General features: G+C 66.7%; 23 protein-coding genes. 20 read left to right on the top strand and 3 right to left on the bottom strand.

The genetic code is table 11. The features are described 5' to 3' along the window. Nucleotides 1-76 precede the first annotated feature (76 nt). The 9 genes from ACUXVE_RS15095 to truD all read left to right on the top strand — a co-directional run bounded on the left by ACUXVE_RS15095 (nt 77) and on the right by truD (nt 7,336). Complete coding sequence (locus tag ACUXVE_RS15095) at nt 77-1,741, top strand: CTP synthase (protein WP_445514705.1); 1,665 nt, start codon at nt 77-79, stop codon at nt 1,739-1,741. 88 nt (nt 1,742-1,829) lie between these two features. Continuing rightward, the gene (kdsA, locus tag ACUXVE_RS15090; protein ID WP_012510652.1) at nt 1,830-2,660 is read left to right on the top strand and encodes a 3-deoxy-8-phosphooctulonate synthase; all 831 of its coding nucleotides are present in this window, start codon (nt 1,830-1,832) and stop codon (nt 2,658-2,660) included. Further along, nucleotides 2,657-3,004: a hypothetical protein gene (locus tag ACUXVE_RS15085; RefSeq protein ID WP_445514704.1), complete on the top strand. Its 348-nt coding sequence runs from the start codon at nt 2,657-2,659 to the stop codon at nt 3,002-3,004. The genes kdsA and ACUXVE_RS15085 overlap by 4 nt, the downstream gene beginning before the upstream one ends. After that, nucleotides 3,004-3,336: a hypothetical protein gene (locus tag ACUXVE_RS15080; protein WP_093820073.1), complete on the top strand. Its 333-nt coding sequence runs from the start codon at nt 3,004-3,006 to the stop codon at nt 3,334-3,336. The genes ACUXVE_RS15085 and ACUXVE_RS15080 overlap by 1 nt, the downstream gene beginning before the upstream one ends. A gap of 97 nt (nt 3,337-3,433) precedes the next feature. Continuing rightward, nucleotides 3,434-4,726, top strand: coding sequence for a phosphopyruvate hydratase (eno, locus tag ACUXVE_RS15075; protein ID WP_445514703.1), 1,293 nt, complete (start codon nt 3,434-3,436; stop codon nt 4,724-4,726). A 4-nt stretch (nt 4,727-4,730) separates the two neighbouring features. Further along, nucleotides 4,731-5,081: a cell division protein FtsB gene (ftsB, locus tag ACUXVE_RS15070; protein ID WP_093820071.1), complete on the top strand. Its 351-nt coding sequence runs from the start codon at nt 4,731-4,733 to the stop codon at nt 5,079-5,081. Continuing rightward, nucleotides 5,078-5,776 carry a 2-C-methyl-D-erythritol 4-phosphate cytidylyltransferase gene (ispD, locus tag ACUXVE_RS15065; RefSeq protein WP_445514702.1) on the top strand — a complete coding sequence of 233 codons (699 nt, stop codon included), beginning with the start codon at nt 5,078-5,080 and terminating at the stop codon, nt 5,774-5,776. Before ftsB ends, ispD begins: the two co-directional genes overlap by 4 nt. Nucleotides 5,777-5,810: 34 nt before the next feature. Continuing rightward, nucleotides 5,811-6,308 carry a 2-C-methyl-D-erythritol 2,4-cyclodiphosphate synthase gene (gene ispF, locus ACUXVE_RS15060; protein ID WP_025878902.1) on the top strand — a complete coding sequence of 166 codons (498 nt, stop codon included), beginning with the start codon at nt 5,811-5,813 and terminating at the stop codon, nt 6,306-6,308. Then, nucleotides 6,305-7,336 (top strand): tRNA pseudouridine(13) synthase TruD, encoded by a 1,032-nt coding sequence (gene truD, locus ACUXVE_RS15055; RefSeq protein WP_445514701.1) that lies wholly within the window; start codon nt 6,305-6,307, stop codon nt 7,334-7,336. The genes ispF and truD overlap by 4 nt, the downstream gene beginning before the upstream one ends. 141 nt (nt 7,337-7,477) lie before the next feature. Here the strand turns inward: truD and ACUXVE_RS15050 are convergent, their stop codons facing one another. Beyond that, a complete protein-coding gene (locus tag ACUXVE_RS15050; RefSeq protein ID WP_032976509.1) occupies nt 7,478-8,017 on the bottom strand; it encodes a Smr/MutS family protein in 540 nt (179 codons plus the stop codon). 209 nt (nt 8,018-8,226) lie between these two features. On the opposite strand from ACUXVE_RS15050, the gene surE reads away from it, so the two are divergent. The 4 genes from surE to ACUXVE_RS15030 are packed head-to-tail and all read left to right on the top strand — an operon-like array spanning nt 8,227 to nt 11,096. Further along, nucleotides 8,227-9,006, top strand: coding sequence for a 5'/3'-nucleotidase SurE (gene surE / locus ACUXVE_RS15045; protein ID WP_025878905.1), 780 nt, complete (start codon nt 8,227-8,229; stop codon nt 9,004-9,006). Beyond that, entirely contained in the window at nt 9,003-9,680 is a 678-nt protein-coding gene (locus ACUXVE_RS15040) for a protein-L-isoaspartate(D-aspartate) O-methyltransferase (protein WP_025878906.1), read from the top strand. Before surE ends, ACUXVE_RS15040 begins: the two co-directional genes overlap by 4 nt. 19 nt (nt 9,681-9,699) lie before the next feature. Further along, nucleotides 9,700-10,314: a YqaA family protein gene (locus tag ACUXVE_RS15035; protein WP_025878907.1), complete on the top strand. Its 615-nt coding sequence runs from the start codon at nt 9,700-9,702 to the stop codon at nt 10,312-10,314. Then, on the top strand, nt 10,311-11,096 hold the full coding sequence (locus ACUXVE_RS15030) for a peptidoglycan DD-metalloendopeptidase family protein (protein ID WP_093820063.1): 786 nt from the start codon (nt 10,311-10,313) through the stop codon (nt 11,094-11,096). The genes ACUXVE_RS15035 and ACUXVE_RS15030 overlap by 4 nt, the downstream gene beginning before the upstream one ends. Nucleotides 11,097-11,411: 315 nt before the next feature. Here ACUXVE_RS15030 and ACUXVE_RS15025 read toward each other — a convergent pair whose 3' ends face one another. Together ACUXVE_RS15025 and yhbY are read right to left on the bottom strand one after the other, a co-directional pair. Then, nucleotides 11,412-11,786, bottom strand: a complete 375-nt coding sequence (locus tag ACUXVE_RS15025) for an Mth938-like domain-containing protein (RefSeq protein WP_208082923.1) — start codon at nt 11,784-11,786, stop codon at nt 11,412-11,414. 12 nt (nt 11,787-11,798) lie between these two features. Continuing rightward, nucleotides 11,799-12,104, bottom strand: a complete 306-nt coding sequence (gene yhbY / locus ACUXVE_RS15020; RefSeq protein ID WP_025878910.1) for a ribosome assembly RNA-binding protein YhbY — start codon at nt 12,102-12,104, stop codon at nt 11,799-11,801. Between the two features lie 64 nt (nt 12,105-12,168). Here yhbY and rlmE point away from each other — a divergent pair, with 64 nt between their 5' ends. The 7 genes from rlmE (at nt 12,169) to hflX (ending at nt 18,977) form a co-directional block, all read left to right on the top strand. After that, entirely contained in the window at nt 12,169-12,801 is a 633-nt protein-coding gene (gene rlmE / locus ACUXVE_RS15015) for a 23S rRNA (uridine(2552)-2'-O)-methyltransferase RlmE (RefSeq protein ID WP_008265654.1), read from the top strand. A 66-nt stretch (nt 12,802-12,867) separates the two neighbouring features. After that, nucleotides 12,868-14,805 (top strand): ATP-dependent zinc metalloprotease FtsH, encoded by a 1,938-nt coding sequence (ftsH, locus tag ACUXVE_RS15010; RefSeq protein ID WP_222389992.1) that lies wholly within the window; start codon nt 12,868-12,870, stop codon nt 14,803-14,805. A gap of 99 nt (nt 14,806-14,904) precedes the next feature. After that, complete coding sequence (locus ACUXVE_RS15005; protein WP_025878913.1) at nt 14,905-15,093, top strand: hypothetical protein; 189 nt, start codon at nt 14,905-14,907, stop codon at nt 15,091-15,093. A 338-nt stretch (nt 15,094-15,431) separates the two neighbouring features. Next, the gene (folP, locus tag ACUXVE_RS15000; RefSeq protein ID WP_445514700.1) at nt 15,432-16,328 is read left to right on the top strand and encodes a dihydropteroate synthase; all 897 of its coding nucleotides are present in this window, start codon (nt 15,432-15,434) and stop codon (nt 16,326-16,328) included. Further along, complete coding sequence (miaA, locus tag ACUXVE_RS14995; RefSeq protein ID WP_222389989.1) at nt 16,328-17,281, top strand: tRNA (adenosine(37)-N6)-dimethylallyltransferase MiaA; 954 nt, start codon at nt 16,328-16,330, stop codon at nt 17,279-17,281. Before folP ends, miaA begins: the two co-directional genes overlap by 1 nt. Nucleotides 17,282-17,376: 95 nt before the next feature. Continuing rightward, on the top strand, nt 17,377-17,652 hold the full coding sequence (hfq, locus tag ACUXVE_RS14990; RefSeq protein ID WP_025878916.1) for an RNA chaperone Hfq: 276 nt from the start codon (nt 17,377-17,379) through the stop codon (nt 17,650-17,652). Between the two features lie 14 nt (nt 17,653-17,666). Continuing rightward, nucleotides 17,667-18,977, top strand: coding sequence for a ribosome rescue GTPase HflX (gene hflX / locus ACUXVE_RS14985; RefSeq protein ID WP_093820055.1), 1,311 nt, complete (start codon nt 17,667-17,669; stop codon nt 18,975-18,977). Nucleotides 18,978-18,989 lie beyond the last annotated feature (12 nt).

Genomic DNA, 18,989 nt, shown 5'->3' with positions numbered 1-18,989 from the left:
CCTTTCTGCTCCACGCCCGCCCCCCGGGCAGGCGTGGTGCTGCCGTTTTCCATTTCCAGACAGGATGCTTGCAGCCATGACTCCCTTGATTTTCGTAACCGGCGGCGTGGTGTCCTCGCTCGGCAAAGGTATTGCCGCCGCGTCACTGGCCGCCATTCTCGAAGCGCGTGGCCTGAAGGTCACGATGATGAAGCTCGATCCGTACATCAACGTCGACCCGGGCACCATGAGCCCGTTCCAGCACGGTGAGGTGTATGTCACCGACGACGGCGCCGAAACCGATCTCGACCTGGGCCACTACGAGCGCTTCGTGCGCACCCGCCTGAGCCGCAAGAACTCGGTCACCACCGGTCGCATCTATGAGGAAGTGATCCGCAAGGAGCGCCGCGGCGACTACCTGGGCGCGACCGTGCAGGTCATTCCGCACATCACCGACGAGATCCGTCGCTGCATGGACGAAGCCACCGAGGGCTTCGACGTGGCCCTGGTGGAGATCGGCGGCACCGTCGGCGACATCGAGTCGCTGCCGTTCCTGGAGGCGATCCGCCAGGTACGCACCGAGCGCGGCCGGGAAAAGGCGCTGTTCATGCACCTCACCCTGGTGCCGTACATCGCTGCGGCGGGTGAGCTGAAGACCAAGCCGACCCAGCACTCGGTGAAGGAACTGCGCTCGATCGGCATCCAGCCGGACGTGCTGCTGTGCCGTTCGGAACAGCCGGTACCGGATTCGGAGCGTCGCAAGATCGCCCAGTTCACCAACGTCTCCGAGCGCGCGGTGATCAGCGTGCCCGACGTCGATGTGCTGTACCGCATTCCGATGGGCCTGCACGCACAGGGCCTGGACGAGATCGTCATCAACCAGCTGAAGCTGGCCGACAAGGCCGGCCCGGCCGACCTGTCGATGTGGGAAGACGCCGTCGATGCCACCCTGCATCCGCTGGATGCGGTGACCATCGCGGTGGTCGGCAAGTACATCGACCACCAGGACGCCTACAAGTCGGTCGGCGAAGCGCTCAAGCACGGTGGCCTGCGCCAGCGCACCAAGGTCACCCTGAAGTGGCTGGAAGCGCAGGACCTGGAAGGCAGCGACATGTCCGCGCTGGCCGATGTCGACGGCATCCTGGTGCCGGGTGGTTTCGGCGACCGTGGCTTCGAAGGCAAGGTGCTCACCTCGCAGTACGCCCGTGAGCACAAGGTGCCGTACTTCGGCATCTGCTACGGCATGCAGGCTGCGGTGGTCGACTACGCGCGCCACGTGGTGGGCCTGGAAGACGCCAACAGCACCGAGAACGATCGCCAGTCGCCTAACCCGGTGATCGGCCTGATCACCGAATGGCGCACTGCCACCGGCGACGTGGAAAAGCGTGACGACAAGAGTGACCTGGGCGGCACCATGCGCCTGGGCCTGCAGGAGCAGCGCCTGAAGCCGGGCACGCTGGCCCGCGAACTGTACGGCAAGGACGTGGTCGCCGAGCGCCACCGCCACCGTTACGAGTTCAACAACCGCTACCGCACCCAGCTGGAAGACGCCGGCCTGGTGATCGCCGGCAAGTCGATGGACGACACCCTGGTGGAAGTGGTTGAACTGCCGCGCGACCAGCACCCGTGGTTCCTGGCCTGCCAGGCGCACCCGGAATTCCTGTCCACCCCGCGTGATGGCCACCCGCTGTTCATCGGCTTCATCCGTGCTGCGCGCGAGCGCAAGGCCGGCGGCAAGCTGCTGCAGGAAGTGCGCGCCTGACTTGTCATGGGGGCCGCCGGCCCCCATCTTGCTCGCTTCAACCCCAGCGCACCGGCACTGCCGGTGTAGCGGACAACAAGGAAACGCCATGAAACTGTGTGGATTCGAGGTCGGGCTGGACCAGCCCCTGTTCCTGATCGCCGGCCCCTGCGTGATCGAGTCGATGCAGCTGCAGCTGGATACCGCCGGCAAGCTGAAGGAAGTGACCGACAGGCTCGGTGTGAACTTCATCTTCAAGTCCAGCTTCGACAAGGCCAACCGCACCTCCGGCACGGCCTTCCGTGGCCCGGGCATGGAAGAGGGCCTGAAGGTGCTGGCCGAGGTCAAGAAGCAGATCGGCGTGCCGGTGCTGACCGACGTGCACGAATACACGCCGATGGACGAAGTGGCCTCGGTGGTGGACGTGCTGCAGACCCCGGCGTTCCTGGTCCGCCAGACCGACTTCATCCGCAAGGTGTGCTCGGCCGGCAAGCCGGTCAACATCAAGAAGGGCCAGTTCCTGGCGCCGTGGGACATGAAGCCTGTCGTCGAGAAGGCCAAGGCCACCGGCAACGAGCAGATCATGGTCTGCGAGCGTGGCGCCAGCTTCGGCTACAACAACCTGGTCAGCGACATGCGTTCGCTGGCGGTGATGCGCGATACCGGCTGCCCGGTGGTGTTCGACGCCACCCATTCGGTGCAGTTGCCGGGCGGGCAGGGCACCAGTTCCGGCGGCCAGCGCGAGCATGTGCCGGTACTGGCGCGTGCCGCGGTTGCCGTGGGCATTTCCGGCCTGTTCGCCGAAACCCATCCGGACCCGTCCAAGGCGCTGTCCGACGGCCCCAACGCGTGGCCGCTGGACCAGATGGAAGCCCTGCTCGAGACCCTGATGGAGCTCGACGCGGTGACCAAGAAGCACGGCTTCTCGCGCTTCGCGTGAGCCAGCACCCGCAGGCGGCGCTGGAGATCCAGCGTCGTCGCCGGCGCTGGCAGCAGTGGCCGTGGGGCCCGATCGCACTCGGCCTGGCATTGCTGTCGGTGTCGGGTGTGTTCGCCATCGGCATGCTGTTCGGTGCCGGCATGCGCCCGTCCAGTGCCGGCGGTCCGGTAGTGAACCTGATGCCCTTCGTCATCGCCCTGGCGGTGGCCGAAGTGCTGACCATTTCCGCAGGGCTTTTCGCCGCGGTGCTCGGCTGGCGCCTGAACCGGGGCAGGGTTACCGCTGCACTGGCGATGGTCCTGCTGTCGCTGTGGGCGGGCATCCTGCTGCACGATCTTCTTTGATGAATACGACGCCTGAACCCTCGCGCGGCTGGCCATGGGGCCTGATCGCCCTGTTGCTGTCGGTGCTCGCCTGGGGCGGCCTGCTCGTGGGCGTGCTGGCCTTCGCCGCCAGCTTCCGTCCGCCGGGGGATGGCAACAACGGCGTGCAGGCCATGCAGTACTGGATGCTGGGCGCGCTGGTCACGCTGGTGCTGTCCTTCGTGGGCAGCCTGGTGGCGATGGTGATGGCCTGGCGACGTCGGCGCGGGCCGGTGTGCGCGGCCATTGCCGGAGCCCTGCTGGTGATGCTGGTGTCGCTGCTGCTGATCGTGATCGGGTCCAGCTGGGGCTGATGCCCATCACGCCATTTGGCAAGTGAGGGGTAGCCGGGGATAATCACGCGGCATTCGTTTTTGTCGCCCCCTCTCCATACAGGTAACCGGCCCGACCATGAGTACGATCCGCAGCATCCATGCCCGTGAAATCCTCGACAGCCGTGGCAACCCCACGCTGGAAGCCGAAGTCACCCTGGAGGACGGTTCGTTCGGTCGCGCCGCGGTTCCCTCCGGCGCATCGACCGGCACCAAGGAGGCGGTGGAGCTGCGTGACGGCGACAAGACCCGTTACCTCGGCAAGGGCGTGCGCAAGGCCGTCGACAACGTCAACGGCGCCATCGCCAACGCACTGAAGGGCTTCGAGGTCACCGACCAGGCCGGCCTGGACCGTCGCCTGATCGATCTGGATGGCACCGAGAACAAGGGCCGCCTGGGCGCCAACGCACTGCTGGGTGTTTCCATGGCTGCCGCGCACGCCGCCGCTGCCTCCAGCAAGCAGGCACTGTGGCAGTACCTGGCCGCCAAGACCGGCGCGACCCCGTCGCTGCCGGTGCCGATGATGAACATCATCAACGGCGGCGCGCACGCCGACAACAACGTCGATTTCCAGGAGTTCATGGTGCTGCCGGTCGGCTTCACCTCGTTCTCCGAAGCGCTGCGTGCCGGTACCGAAATCTTCCATTCGCTGAAGTCGGTGCTGAAGGGCCACGGCCTGAGCACGGCGGTGGGCGACGAAGGCGGCTTCGCGCCGGACTTCCGCAGCAACGTCGAAGCGCTGGACACCATCCTCGAAGCCATTGGCAAGGCCGGCTACACCGCCGGTGAAGACGTGTTGCTGGGCCTGGACGTGGCCTCCAGCGAATTCTTCGAGAACGGCAAGTACAACCTGGTCGGCGAGAACAAGCGCCTGACCTCCGAGCAGTTCGTCGACTTCCTCGCCGACTGGGCCGCGCAGTACCCGATCATCACCATCGAAGACGGCCTGGCCGAGAACGACTGGGCGGGCTGGAAGCTGCTGACCGATCGCATCGGCAAGAAAGTGCAGCTGGTCGGCGACGATCTGTTCGTCACCAATCCGAAGATCTTCCAGGAAGGCATCGATTCGGGCACCGCCAACGCGATCCTGATCAAGGTCAACCAGATCGGTACCCTCAGCGAAACGCTGGAAGCGATCGCCATGGCCGACCGTGCCGGTTACGCCGCCGTGGTCTCTCACCGTTCGGGTGAAACCGAGGACACCACCATCGCCGACATTGCGGTGGCGACCACCGCCACCCAGATCAAGACCGGCTCGCTGTGCCGCAGCGATCGCGTGGCCAAGTACAACCAGCTGCTGCGCATCGAGGAAGCCCTCGGTGCCGGCGCGCGTTACGCGGGTCGTGACGCGTTCGTGTCGCTGAAGCGCTGAGCCGATGCGCGACTGGCGCTGGCTGCTGTTGTTGCTGGCCCTGCTGCTGGCATGGCTGCAGTACCGTTTCTGGTTCGGCCCGGGCAATTCGGGTGAAGTGATGATGCTCGAAGCCCAGGTCGCCAACCAGGAGCGGGACAATGACGGCCTGCAGCAGCGCAACGATGCGCTTGCTGCCGAAGTGAAGGACCTCAAGGAAGGCCAGTCCGCCATCGAAGAGCGCGCGCGCAGCGAGCTGGGCATGATCAAGCCCGGCGAGAAGTTCTACCGCGTCGTGGAAGATGCACCGACGCGTCCGGCGCAGCCTGCGCCGGTTGTGGCCCCGGCCGGTGACCATCCGGCGGACGTGCCATGAGCGCGGCGATCTGGGTGGTTGTTCCGGCCGCAGGGCGCGGCACGCGTTTTGGTGCGCCGTTGCCCAAGCAGTACCTGCAGGCGGGCGGGCAGACCCTGCTCGCCCACACCCTGGACGCACTGCTGGCACACCCGGCCGTGGCCGGGGCGATGGTGGTGATCGGTGCGGACGATGCCGATTGGCCGGGCTGGAGCGAATGGGCCGGCAAGCCGGTGCTGACCTGCACCGGTGGCGCCACCCGCGCCGCCTCGGTGCTGGCGGGGCTGCAGGCCCTGCCGGACAGCGTGCGTGCCGATGAATTCGTGCTGGTGCACGACGCGGCGCGTCCGAACCTGTCGCAGGCCGATCTTGGCCGCCTGCTGGAAGTGGGCCGCACCGATCCGGTCGGCGCCATCCTGGCCGCGCCGGTACGCGACACGCTCAAGCGTGCTGGTGATGATGGTGGCATCGACGGCACCGAGCCACGTGAGCGCCTGTGGCGTGCACTGACGCCGCAGCTGTTCCGCCGCCACCAGTTGATCCGCGCACTGTCCGAGGCCGCTGCCGCCGGTGTCGATGTGACCGACGATGCCATGGCCATGGAGCGCCAAGGCCAGCGCCCGCTGCTGGTGGAAGGCAGCGAGGACAATTTCAAGGTCACCACCCCGGCCGATCTCGATCGTTTCGAATTCGTACTCTTCCGCCGCGCCGGCTGACCGCCCGCGCGGCCCTGCTGCAAGGGCTGCATCCATGAGCACCTCTCCGTTCCCGCCCGTCCGTATCGGCCAGGGCTACGACGTCCATGCCTTCGGTGAAGGCGACCACATCATGCTCGGTGGCATCGCGGTGCCGCACAGCTGCGGCGTGCTTGCGCACAGTGACGGCGACGTCATCCTGCACGCGTTGTGCGACGCCATGCTCGGTGCGATCGCGCTGGGTGACATCGGCCAGCACTTCCCGCCCACTGACGACCGCTGGAAGGGCGCGGACAGCAGCGAGTTCGTGCGCCATTGCGATGGCCTGCTGCGCGAGCGCGGCTGGCGTGTCGGCAACACCGACATCACCGTGATCTGCGAACGGCCCAAGGTCGGCCCGCATGCGCTGGCCATGCGCGAGCGCATCGGTGAACTGTTGCAGCTGCCGTTGGATGCGGTGAGCGTCAAGGCCACCACGTCCGAGAAGCTGGGCTTCACTGGCCGTGGCGAAGGCATCGCTGCGCAGGCGGTCGTGCTGCTGGTGGCCGCATGATCCCGTTGCCGCTCGCGTTCGGTGCACCGCTGCTGCAGGCGCGCATCCGCACCACGCCGGAAGATTTCCAGGTCGATGAGCTGCCCGCTTTCGAAGCGACCGGTGAAGGCGAGCATCTGCTGCTGCATATCCGCAAGCGTGGCGCCAATACGGTGCACGTGGCCAAGGTACTGGCCAAGTGGGCGGGCCTGCCGGAAATGGCGGTCAGCTATGCCGGCATGAAGGATCGCAACGCGGTCACCACCCAGCGTTTCAGCGTACATCTGCCCAAGCGCGTCGCGCCCGATCTGGCCGAGCTGGCCAGTGACGAGATCGAGGTGATCGACTCCACCTGGCACAACCGCAAGCTGCAGCGCGGTGCGCTGGCGGGCAACCGCTTCAGGCTGGTGCTGCGCGATGTGCAGGGTGATGCGGCGGCGATCGACGAGCGCCTGCAGCAGATCGCCATGCGCGGCCTGCCGAACTGGTTCGGCGAGCAGCGCTTCGGGCGCGATGGCGGCAACGTTCCCGCTGCGCTGGCGATGTTCGGTGGCCGGCGCATGCGCAAGGACCAGCGTTCGCTGCTGTTGTCGGCGGCGCGTTCGGCCTTGTTCAACCGCGTGCTGGCCGCACGCGTGGAGCAGGGCAGCTGGGACCAGCCGCTGCAGGGCGAAGTGTGGATGCTTGATGGCAGCCGCAGCGTGTTCGGCCCCGAGCCCTACAGCGACGTGCTGGCCGAGCGCCTGGCACGATTCGACATCCACCCCAGTGCTCCGTTGTGGGGCGAGGGTGAGCTGCGCAGCAGCGACGCCGCCCGTGAGCTGGAACTGGCAGCGCTGGATGATGGCGAATCCAAGGCGCTGCGCGGCGGCCTGGAAGAGGCGCGGCTGAAGCAGGAGCGGCGCGCGCTGCGGCTGCGTCCGGCGCTGCTCCAGCACCAGTGGCTGGCCGCTGACGTACTGGAATTGTCCTTCGCGCTGCCGCCAGGCTGCTATGCCACTGCGGTCCTGCACGAGCTGGGCCCGGTCGAAGACGCTTCGCAGGCCTGACGGAAATGGTGGCGGAGGCGAAGAGCATCCACGCATGCCGTGGATCCACTTTCCTCCGCCCGCCGCAGTAGACCCACGCCATGCGTGGATGGGCCGTCAGTAGATCCACGCCATGCGTGGATGAATCCCACCGGCAGAACGTCAACGCCGCGCCAGCAGCACCAGCATGGCGCCGGTCCCGCCTTGCCCGGTCGGGGCGGAATGGAACGCCAGCACGTCGTTGCGCAGGCGCAGCAGGCGGTCCACCAGGTTCTTCAGCACCGGCGCACTGCCATCGGACTGCAGGCCCTTGCCGTGGATGATGCGCACGCAGCCGTACTCGTGGGCGTGGGCCTCCAGCAGGAACTGGCGCAGCATCATCTCGGCCTGCGCGGCGGTGGCGCCGTGCAGGTCCAGTTCGTCCTGCACCGAGTACTGTCCGCGCTTCAGGCGCTGGAACAGGCGCGGCGGCAGGTTGTCGCGCCGGTAGCTGGCAACGTCGCCCGCTTCCAGCGGAGCGTTGTCGCGCAGCAGCCGGGCGAACTCACCGGCGGCTTCCGCGTCGTCGCGCTCGGCCATGCGCGCACGCGGCCTGGGCCGCGGCGCAGCAGGGGCGGGCTCCACTTCCTTGCGCAGCGGCGTCACTTCGCCGATGGCGGCACGGAACAATGCAGCCGGATCTTCGTCTTCAGGGTGCGACATGCGCACAGGTTAAACCGCCTGCGCGGGTCTGCCTATGACCGTTGGATGTCGGCCGTGACAGCAGACAGGGTAGGACCCAGCGCCCGCTTGCGGCACAATAGTCGGCGCACTTGCGGAGCTGCCGCCTCCCTGGAGGAGACGGGCCGGCTTCGCCCACGTTGCAAGGTGACGGGATCGAATTCTTGGAAAATCAAGCGGTTAAATCGAAGATGCGCATCCTGGTCAGCAATGATGACGGTGTCGACGCGGCGGGCATCCGGATGCTTGCATCCGTGCTGCGCGAGGCCGGGCACGAAGTCACGGTGGTCGCACCCGACCGCGACCGCTCCGGTGCCAGCAATTCGCTGACCCTGGATCTGCCGATCCGGCTCAAGCGCATCGACCACTACACCGTGTCGGTGGCCGGCACGCCCACCGACTGCGTGCACCTTGCGCTCACCGGCCTGCTGGAATTCGAGCCTGACATTGTCGTGTCCGGTATCAACAATGCCGCCAACCTCGGCGACGACGTGATCTATTCCGGCACCGTCTCGGCGGCGATGGAAGGTCGTTTCCTCGGACTGCCTGCAGTGGCGGTGTCGCTGGTGACCCGTAACCACGACCCGAAGCATTTCGAGACGGCGGCGCGTGCCGCAGTGGAGATTGTTGCCCGCCTCAAGGCCGATCCGCTGCCGGCCGACACCATCCTCAACGTCAATGTGCCGGACCTGCCGTGGAGCGAGGTCAAGGGCTTCGAAGTCACCCGCCTGGGCAACCGTCATCGCGCCGAAGGCTGCATCGCGCAGAAAGACCCGCGCGGCAACGAGGTGTACTGGATCGGTCCGGCCGGCCGCGAGCAGGACTCCGGCCCGGGCACCGATTTCCATGCGGTGCGCACCGGCCACATTTCTATCACCCCGATCCAGGTTGACCTGACCCGCTACCAGGCACTGGAGAAGGTCGCCAGCTGGGTCGGCGGCCTCAGCGCCGCGCTGGACCGGCCGGCATGAGCCCACGCCTGCGCCTGCAGCCGGAAGCAGTCGGCATCGGCATGACATCGCAGCGCGTGCGCGACCGCCTGGTCGACCGCCTGCGCGAAGCCGGCATCGTCGACGAGTCGACGCTGAACGCGATCCGGGTGGTGCCGCGCCATCTATTCATCGATGAGGCCCTGGCCTCGCGCGCATATGAAGACACCGCGCTGCCGATCGGCCACGGCCAGACCATTTCGCAGCCGTGGGTGGTCGCGCGGATGACCGAGGCCGTGCTGCAGGTGGCGCCGAAGAAGGTGCTCGAAGTGGGTACCGGCTCGGGCTATCAGGCCGCCGTGCTCGGCGCGCTGGGGCTGGAGGTCTATACCGTCGAGCGCATCGGTGACCTGCTGCGGCAGGCGCGCAAGCGGTTCCGCGCGCTGGGCATGAACATCCGCACCAAGCACGACGACGGCCGCGTGGGCTGGGCCGAGCATGGCCCGTTCGACGCCATCGTGGTTACCGCCGCCGCACCGGCACTGGTCGATGCGCTGGTCGAGCAGCTGGCTGCAGGTGGCCGCCTGGTCGCCCCGGTCGGTGGCGCGGGCGCACAGTCGCTGGTGCAGCTCGACCGCAAGGATGACGGCAGCATCGAACAACGCGTGCTGGCGCCGGTCACCTTCGTGCCGCTGCTGTCTGGCATGCTCGATTGAATCCACGGAGCAGGGTTGCATGAAGATTTTCGGGCCGCTGTACGAGCGGGCAATGAAGTGGGCTGCGCATGAGCGCGCGCCGACTTATCTGATGGTGCTGAGCTTTTTCGAAGCCATCATCTTCCCGGTGATGCCGGAAGTGATGCTGGCGCCGATGTGCGTGGCCCAGCCCAAGCGCGGCTGGTGGTTCGCCACCCTCAGCCTGGCCGGCTCGATGGTCGGCGCGCTGATCGGCTACGCGCTGGGCCACTATGCATTCGAAGCGGTCAAGCCGGTGTTCGAGGCGCTGGGCATGCTGCCGGCGATCGAGCAGGGCATTGCTACCGTGCAGGCGAAGATGGTGGAGTCGCCCTGGGCGGTGTTCACCTTCCTGGTGCTGGGCGGCTTCATGCCGATTCCGATGAAGGTCTTCACGTGGGCATCGGGTATCGTCGGCGTGCCGATGCCGCAGTACCTGTTGAGCATGTTGATCGGTCGTGGCAAGCGCGTGTTCGTGCTGGCTGCGGTCATCCGTATCGGTGGTGCGCGCGCGGAAGCTGCGCTGCGCCGATGGATTGAACCGCTGGGCTGGATCGCCACCGCGTTGGTGGTGGTGCTGATCGCCTGGCTTGTATGGAGGTCGAAGTTCGCATGAGTGCAGATCGTCTGAGCAAGGGAGTGCGCATCGGCGCGCTGGCGTTGCTGGTATCCACCCTGGCCGCCTGTGGCACCGCCACCGTGGTCCGGCCCAGTGGCGGCGGCAGCAGTGGCGTCAGCACGCCGAAGACGTCGGTGCCCAAGCCGGGGCAGACGGTGGTCGTGCGCAAGGGCGACACCATCTATGCGCTGGCCCGCATCCACGACATCACGCCGGCCGACCTGATCGCCTGGAACAATCTGGACAACCCGTCGACCATTTACCCGGGGCAGGTGATCCGCCTGTATCCGGCCGGTTCCGGTGGCGGTCGTGCGCCGACCACCGTGGTCACCGCGCCGCGTCCGGCTGGCAGCACGTCTGGCGGCAGTACCGCGCCGACGCCGGTTCCGGCCGGTCCGGTCAAGAGCAACATCGCCTGGCGCTGGCCGGCCGATGGCGCAGTCGTGGGCCGCTACGTGGCCGGGGATGCGACCAAGCAGGGCGTGGACATCGCCGGCACCAGCGGTGCACCGGTGAAGGCCACGGCCAATGGCGTGGTGGTGTACTCCGGTGCCGGCCTGGTCGGCTATGGCGAGCTGATCATCATCAAGCACAGCGACCAGTGGCTGTCGGCCTATGGCCACAACCGCAAGCGCCTGGTCAATGAAGGGCAGAGCGTGAAGGCCGGCGAGCAGATCGCCGAGATGGGCCGAACCGGCGCCAACCGGGACATGCTGCACTTCGAGATCCGCTACAACGGCAAGCCGGTCGACCCGCAGCAATATCTGCCGGCGCGCTAGCGCGGGCAGATACGCGGGTAGCGCCGGGCCATGCCCGGCGGCTGTACGCCGCAATGGAGCGCTGCCCGAGCATGGGCTCGGACGCTCACAGATGCCGCGATTGCCTTGCGCCTGTAGAGCCGCGCCGTGCTCGTCTGCCTTTCGACCCGCAGCAGTATCTACCGGCGCGCTAGCGCGGGCAGATACGGGTAGCGCCGGGCCATGCCCGGCGGCTGTACGCCGCAATGCAGCACTGCCCTAGCATGGGCTCGGACGCTTACATATACGCAACGTGTGTTTCAGGTAGCGCCGGGCCATGCCCGGCGACCTCGGGCCTCAGCCTTCCAGGATGAAGGCGGCCGCCACCTTGCGGCCTTCGCCGGCAAGGATGTTGAAGGTGCGTGCGGCAGCCGGATTGTTCATCACTTCCAGTCCGATGCCGCGCGACAGGCAGGCAGCCATGACAACCGCCGGCGGGAACGCCTGGCGCTCTCCGGTGCCGAGCAGTATCAACGCCGGCTTCAGTGCCAGGATCGGCTCCAGGTCAGCCAGCTGCAGCGCCGTGACGTCGGTCACCGGCCACTGTTCGACCAGCTGGTCCGGGGTCAGGAAGAAGCTGTTGCCCAGAACGCGATCATTCACCCGTGCCGAGCGACCGTCAGCGGCGCGCAGGCTGTAGGCGTAGTCGGGCAGTTCGTGGTTCAGCTGCATGGCAGGGTCCGATCAGCCGCGCGGCAGCACGATCTGGCGGTGTTCCTTGCTCGGACGATACAGCACGGCCACATGGCCGATACGCTGCACCAGCGCACTGTCGGTGGCCTGCACGATCTCGCCGATCATCACGTCGCGGGCGTCACGGTCTTCGGCGGCAACCTTCACCTTGACCAGTTCGTGGCGTTCCAGCACTTCGTTCAGCTCGGTCAGGAAGGCCGGAGTGACGCCCTTGCCGCCGGTCTGCAGCAGGGCCTTCAGGTCGTGGGCTTGGCCGCGCAGGAAACGGGTCTGGGAAGGGGTCAAGGCAGTGGGCATGCAGAAAACACGGTTGAATGGGACGATCAGGGTATCATGGCGACCCCATCAGCCCCTATTTCCAATGGCTACCCGCAGCAAAAGCAGCCAGCGCTGGCTCAAGGAACACTTCTCCGATCCCTTCGTGAAGAAGGCCCAGGCCGAAGGCATGCGCTCCCGTGCGGCCTACAAGCTTGAAGAACTGCTCGAACGTGACCGGCTGCTGAAGCCGCACATGGTGGTGGTCGACCTCGGCGCGGCCCCGGGTGGCTGGTCTCAGCAGGTGCGGAGACAGATCGGCGATACCGGCCGTGTGCTGGCCCTGGACATCCTGGACATGCCGCCGCTGGCCGGCGTGGAGTTCCTTCACGGTGACTTCAGGGAAGAAACCGTCCTATCGCAGTTTGAAGCGATGCTCGGGGATCAGCCGGTGGACCTTGTGCTGTCGGACATGGCCCCCAATAAGAGTGGTGTGGGCGCGGTCGACCAGCCGCGGATGATGCACCTGGCGGAGCTGGCGCTGGATTTTGCCGACAACCACCTCAAGACCGGTGGGGCATTCCTGATCAAGCTGTTCCAGGGCGAAGGCTTTGACGACTACGTGCGCGAGATGCGCCGCCGGTACGACAAGGTCTCCATCCGCAAGCCGGAAGCCTCGCGCAAGCGCTCTCCCGAGGTGTATGCCTTGGGTCAGGGAAAACGCGCCCACATGAAGTAAGCTCGACCCCGTAAGTTCGACCCCAACGCAACGCCAGCACTAAGAGGAACACCGGAGCCAATGAGGATGAACGACTTGACCAAGAACCTCCTGCTATGGGTGGTCGTCGCCGTCGTGCTGATGGTGGTCTTCCAGAGCTTCTCGCCCAAGACCTCGGGGCCCGGGGCGCAGGGCGCTTCGTACTCGCAGTTCCTGGACCAGGTGGACACCGGCAACGTGCAGAAGGTCGCCTTCGGCGGCGATACGCGCGGCGGTACCAGCCAGATCACCTACACCACCCGTGGTGGACAGTCGTCCACCATCACCGCGCCGTTCGATCGCGACCTGATCAACGTGCTGCGCAACAAGAATGTCGAGATCGTGCAGGAAGAGCCGTCCAGCGGCATCTCCCTCGGCGCGATCCTGATGAATTTCCTGCCGGTCATCCTGATCATCGGCTTCTGGCTGTTCATCATGCGGCAGATGCAGGGCGGTGGCGGCGGTGCCAAGGGCGCGATGTCCTTCGGCAAGTCGCGCGCCAAGCTGCAGGGCGAAGACCAGATCAAGGTCACCTTCGCCGACGTTGCCGGTTGCGACGAGGCCAAGGAAGAAGTCGGCGAACTGGTCGACTTCCTGCGTGACCCGTCCAAGTTCACCAAGCTCGGCGGCAAGATCCCGCGCGGCGTGCTGATGGTCGGCCCTCCGGGTACCGGCAAGACGCTGCTGGCCAAGGCCATCGCCGGTGAAGCCAAGGTGCCGTTCTTCTCGATCTCCGGCTCGGACTTCGTGGAAATGTTCGTCGGCGTCGGCGCCAGCCGTGTGCGCGACATGTTCGAGCAGGCCAAGAAGCACGCGCCGTGCATCATCTTCATCGATGAAATCGACGCCGTCGGTCGCCACCGTGGTGCCGGCCTGGGCGGCGGTCATGACGAGCGCGAGCAGACCCTGAACCAGCTGCTGGTCGAGATGGACGGTTTCGAAGGCGGCGAAGGCGTGATCGTGATCGCCGCCACCAACCGTCCTGACGTGCTGGACCCGGCGCTGCTGCGTCCGGGCCGCTTCGACCGCCAGGTGGTGGTCGGTCTGCCGGACGTGAAGGGCCGCGAGCACATCCTCAAGGTGCACATGCGCAAGCTGCCGCTGGCCGACGATGTCGTGCCGATGGTGATCGCGCGTGGTACCCCGGGCTTCTCGGGCGCCGACCTGGCCAACCTCTGCAACGAGGCCGCCCTGTTCGCCGCCCGTGGCAACGAGAAGGAGGTCCGCATGGACCACTTCGATCGTGCCCGCGACAAGATCCTGATGGGTGCCGAGCGCCGCTCGATGGCCATGAGCGAGGAGGAAAAGACCCTCACCGCCTACCATGAAGCCGGCCATGCCATCGTCGGCCGCCTGGTGCCGGAACATGACCCGGTCTACAAGGTCACGATCATTCCGCGCGGCCGCGCGCTGGGCGTGACCATGTACCTGCCGGAAGGCGACAAGTACTCGATGAACCGCGTGGCGATCCAGTCGCAGCTGTGCTCGCTGTACGGTGGCCGCGTGGCGGAAGAACTGATCTTCGGTACCGACAAGGTCACCACCGGTGCGTCCAATGACATCGAGCGTGCCACCAAGATGGCACGCAACATGGTCACCAAGTGGGGCCTGTCCGAGCAGCTCGGCCCGATCGCCTATGGCGAAGAGGACGATGAGGTGTTCCTGGGCCGTTCGGTGACCCAGCACAAGAGCGTGTCCAACGACACTGCCCGTCGCATCGACGAGGAAGTGCGCAACATCCTCGACAAGGCGTACGCCCGCACCACCGAGCTGCTGACCGAGAACATCGACAAGCTGCACACGATGTCGCAGCTGCTGCTGCAGTACGAAACCATCGATGCGCCGCAGATCGACGCGATCATGGAAGGGCGTGATCCGCCGCCGCCGATGGGCTGGGGCAAGTCCAACAAGGATGGCGGCAACAACGACAAGGGTGGCGATGCCCGTCCGTTGCCGCCGATCGCCGGTCCGGCCGAATCGATCTGACGGCCTGCCGTACGCAACGCAAGACGAGGCCGGGGCAACCCGGCCTTGTTGTTTCCGGGCCCCCGGCCCATCCGATCCCGACCGTCCGCTGGAGTCCGCATGTCCGCCCCCAAGCCTGAACCGATTTCCCACACCGCCGAGATGGTGATCGCTACCGTAGTCGGCGTCGCTGTCGGCCTGACCGTGGACAATCTGCTGCTGGGCTGTGGCGTGGGTATCGCGGTGGGTATCCTGCTGAGCATCATCAAGACGCTGTACGTGGACCGGAAGCGTCGCCGGCAGCGGTGAGGTTTGCCGGCAGGGCTGCGCCCCGCCTTCGACAATTTCCCGCTGCTGCTGGTAGGTGTCGACCTTGGTCGACACGGTAGATCCACGCCATGCGTGGATGCTCTTCGTTCAATTGTCGAGATATTCGATTCCGATGGAGATTCATCCACGCATGGCGTGGATCTACTGGCCACCGGGCAGCGCCGCCCGCAACCGGACCCACCCCGCCATCCCACAGAATGCCGCGGTTGCTTTTGCTGTTGAGGTTGCCGGCCAGAGCGGCCGGCATTACCGCTTCTGCGGGTGCAGGGCTCAGCCCTGCCGCCTTAAACTAACCTCCGTTGCCCGCAGGATTGACCATGTTCGACATCTCGCCCCAGCTCGATTGCGCCGGCCGCATCCTGCGTCTGGACCGTGCCCGGGTCATGGGTATCGTCAACGTCACCCCGGATTCGTTCTCCGATGGTGGCGCCCATGACACCACCGAGGCGGCGGTCGCGCATGGCCTGAAGCTGGTGGAGGAGGGCGCCGACCTGCTCGACATCGGCGGCGAATCGACCCGTCCGGGCGCGGCGCCGGTGTCGATCGACGAGGAACTGCGTCGTGTCGTGCCGGTCATCGAACAGCTGGCAGCGCGCACGGCGGTGCCGATCAGCATCGATACCTTCAAGCCGGAGGTGATGCGTGCCGCCGTTGCCTCAGGCGCCGGGATGATCAACGACATCTTCGGCCTGCGCCAGGACGGTGGGCTGCAGGCGGCGGCGGATGCAGGCGTGCCGGTGGTGCTGATGCACATGCAGGGCGAACCGGGTCACATGCAGACTGACCCGCAGTACGACGACGTGGTCGCCGAGGTCCATGGCTTCCTGGTGCAGCGGCTGTTCGCCGCGGAGATGGCCGGCATCGCCAAGAAGAATCTGGTGATCGACCTCGGCTTCGGCTTCGGCAAGACCACGGCCCACAACATGACGCTGCTGGCCCGCTCGGAGCGTTTCCTTGAACTGGGCGTGCCGATGCTGGCCGGGCTGTCGCGCAAGCGCAGCCTGGGCGAGCTGACCGGTCGTCAGTCGCCGGCAGAGCGTGTCGCTGCGTCGGTGGCCGCACACTTGATCGCCGTGCAGCGCGGCGCCCGTATCGTGCGCGTGCACGATGTGGCAGCGACGGTCGATGCATTGAAGGTCTGGCAGGCGGTCGAGGCGGTACCTGCCGTGCGGGTGGACGCCAAGCCGACCCTCCGCTGGCCGGACGAAGACTGATGGCAGTGGATCAGCGGCCGCTGGCGATCGCCGTGATGGGGCCGACCGCCAGCGGCAAGACCGCCACCGCGATCGCGCTGGCGCAGCAGCTGGACGGTGAAATCGTCAGTGTCGATTCGGCGCTGGTCTATCGCGGCCTGGATATCGGTTCGGCCAAGCCGGATGCGGCCGAGCGCGCACAGGCACCGCACCACCTGCTGGACCTGCGTGATCCCTGGCAGACCTATTCGGCGGCCGAGTTCGCTGCCGACGCCGCCCGCGTGGTGGCCGACATCGTCGCCCGTGGCAAGACTCCCATCCTGGCCGGCGGCACGGGGCTGTACTTCCGCGCGCTGTTGCAGGGTCTGTCGCCGATGCCGGAGGCCGACCCGGCGATGCGTGCCGTGCTGAGTGCCGAGGCCGCCGAGCGAGGCTGGGTGGCGCTGCACGCCGAACTGGCCGCCGTTGACCCCGCCGCCGCAGCACGCATCCATGCCACCGACCCGCAACGCATCCAGCGGGCGCTGGAGGTCTACCGGCTGACCGGCACGCCGATCAGTGAATGGCAGCGCCGCCCCGGTGTGGCCCCGTTGCCGGTGCGCACGTTGAAGCTGATTCTGGCGCCGCGCGACCGCGCCGTCCTGCACCAGCGCATCGAGGCCCGCTTCGACGCCATGCTCGCCCAGGGCTTCCTCGACGAAGTGCGCGCCCTGCGTGCATTGCCGGAAATGCGGGCGGTGGCCGCACCGCTGGACCTGCCCGCCGTCCGCGCGGTGGGGTATCGCCAGGCCTGGGAGTACCTGGACGGGGACGGGGACGCGGCCCGCTTCCGGGACAAGTCCATTTTCGCCACCCGGCAACTGGCCAAGCGCCAGCTTACCTGGCTGCGCGGCGAGCTTGATGCGCGCTGGTTCGACCCCCATATGGATGGGGAGCGCCTCGCAGGTGCGGTGTCGACCTTCGTTGCACGCTGAACCGACGCTGGCCGTGTACCATCATGGGCCGGCAAGCGGCTCGGGGGCCGCGGCAACCGCCGGCTACCAATAAGAACAATAATCAGGAGTGTGCAATGTCCAAGGGGCAATCGCTGCAGGATCCTTTCTTGAATGCACTGCGGCGCGAGCGCGTGCCGGTTTCGGTGTACCTGGTCAACGGCATCAAGCTGCAGGGCACGATCGAATCGTTCGATCAGTTCGTGGTCCTGCTGCGCAACACCGTCAGCCAGATGGTCTACAAGCACGCCATTTCCACCGTGGTGCCGGCGCGCAACGTCAAGGTCGGCCCGGGTGGTGGGTACGTGCAATCAGGTGAGGATGGTCAGGCGGGTGATGAAGCAGACGAATGATGTTGGAGCGGTGAATGTTTGACCGCTCGAAAAAGGGCGAACACGCCCTGTTGATCCAGCCGCATTTCGGCAAGCTGGAAGACGATGTGCTGGAAGAATTCGGTGATCTGGCCCGCTCGGCCGGCGCCAGCATCGCGGTGACCATCACCGCGCGGCTGGATCGCCCCAACCCGTCGACCCTGATCGGCAGCGGCAAGCTGGATGAGATCAAGGCCGCCGCCGAAGCCACCGGCGCAGACCTGATCCTGGTCAACCACGCGTTGAGCCCGGGCCAGGAACGCAATCTGGAGCGTTTCCTCGAGCGCCGGGTGATCGACCGTACCGGCCTGATCCTGGACATCTTCGCCCAGCGTGCGCACAGCCATGAGGGCAAGCTGCAGGTCGAGCTGGCCCAGCTGCGCCATCTGGCGACCCGCCTGGTGCGGGGGTGGACCCACCTGGAGCGCCAGCGCGGCGGTTCGATCGGCCTGCGCGGACCGGGTGAAACCCAGCTGGAAACCGATCGCCGCCTGCTGCAGAAGCGGGTTGAACAGCTACAGAAGCGGCTGGAGAAAGTCGAAGTACAGCGCACCCAGATGCGCCGTGCGCGTGTGCGCAGCGAACTGCCGCGCGTGGCCCTGGTGGGCTACACCAACGCCGGCAAATCGACCTTGTTCAACGCGATGACGGGCGCCGAGGCGTATGCGGCCGACCAGTTGTTCGCCACCCTGGATCCAACCGTGCGCCGTATCGCCGTGCCCGGTGGCAACGTGGTGCTGGCCGATACGGTTGGTTTCGTACGCGACCTGCCGCATGACCTGGTGGCGGCCTTCCGCTCGACCCTGTCTGAAGCGAGGGAAGCGGACTTCCTGCTGCATGTCGTCGATGCCGCGGACCCGCATCGCGAGGAGCGCATCGCGCAGGTCGACGAGGTGCTGACCGCGGTCGGTGCCGGCGATCTGCCGCAGCTGCTGGTTTTCAACAAGATCGACCGTATCGAGGGTGCCGATGTGCGCCACGATGGCCAGGACGGCGTACCGGATGAATCGCGGCGCGAGCGGGTGTGGATTTCCGCACGCGACGGGCAGGGCATGGAGCTGTTGCAGGCCGTGCTCGGCAAGCGCCTGGGCCTGCAGCATGTCACCGGCGAGCTGCGCCTGCCGCCCAGTGCCGGCCGCCTGCGCGCGCGCCTGCATCAACTGGAAGTAATCCGCAGCGAGCAGGCCGATGAAGACGGCTGGCTGCTCCAGGTCGATCTTCCCATCGCCGAGGCCGAGAAGCTGGCCGCCACTGCCGACGGCGAGCCGATCCGGGCCCTGCTGCCGGAGAAGCTGCCCGAATGGTGAGGTAGTGCCGGC

The sequence above is a fragment of the Stenotrophomonas sp. 3(2025) genome, from assembly GCF_052665395.1.
This window is presented reverse-complemented; position numbering and strand designations above follow the sequence as displayed.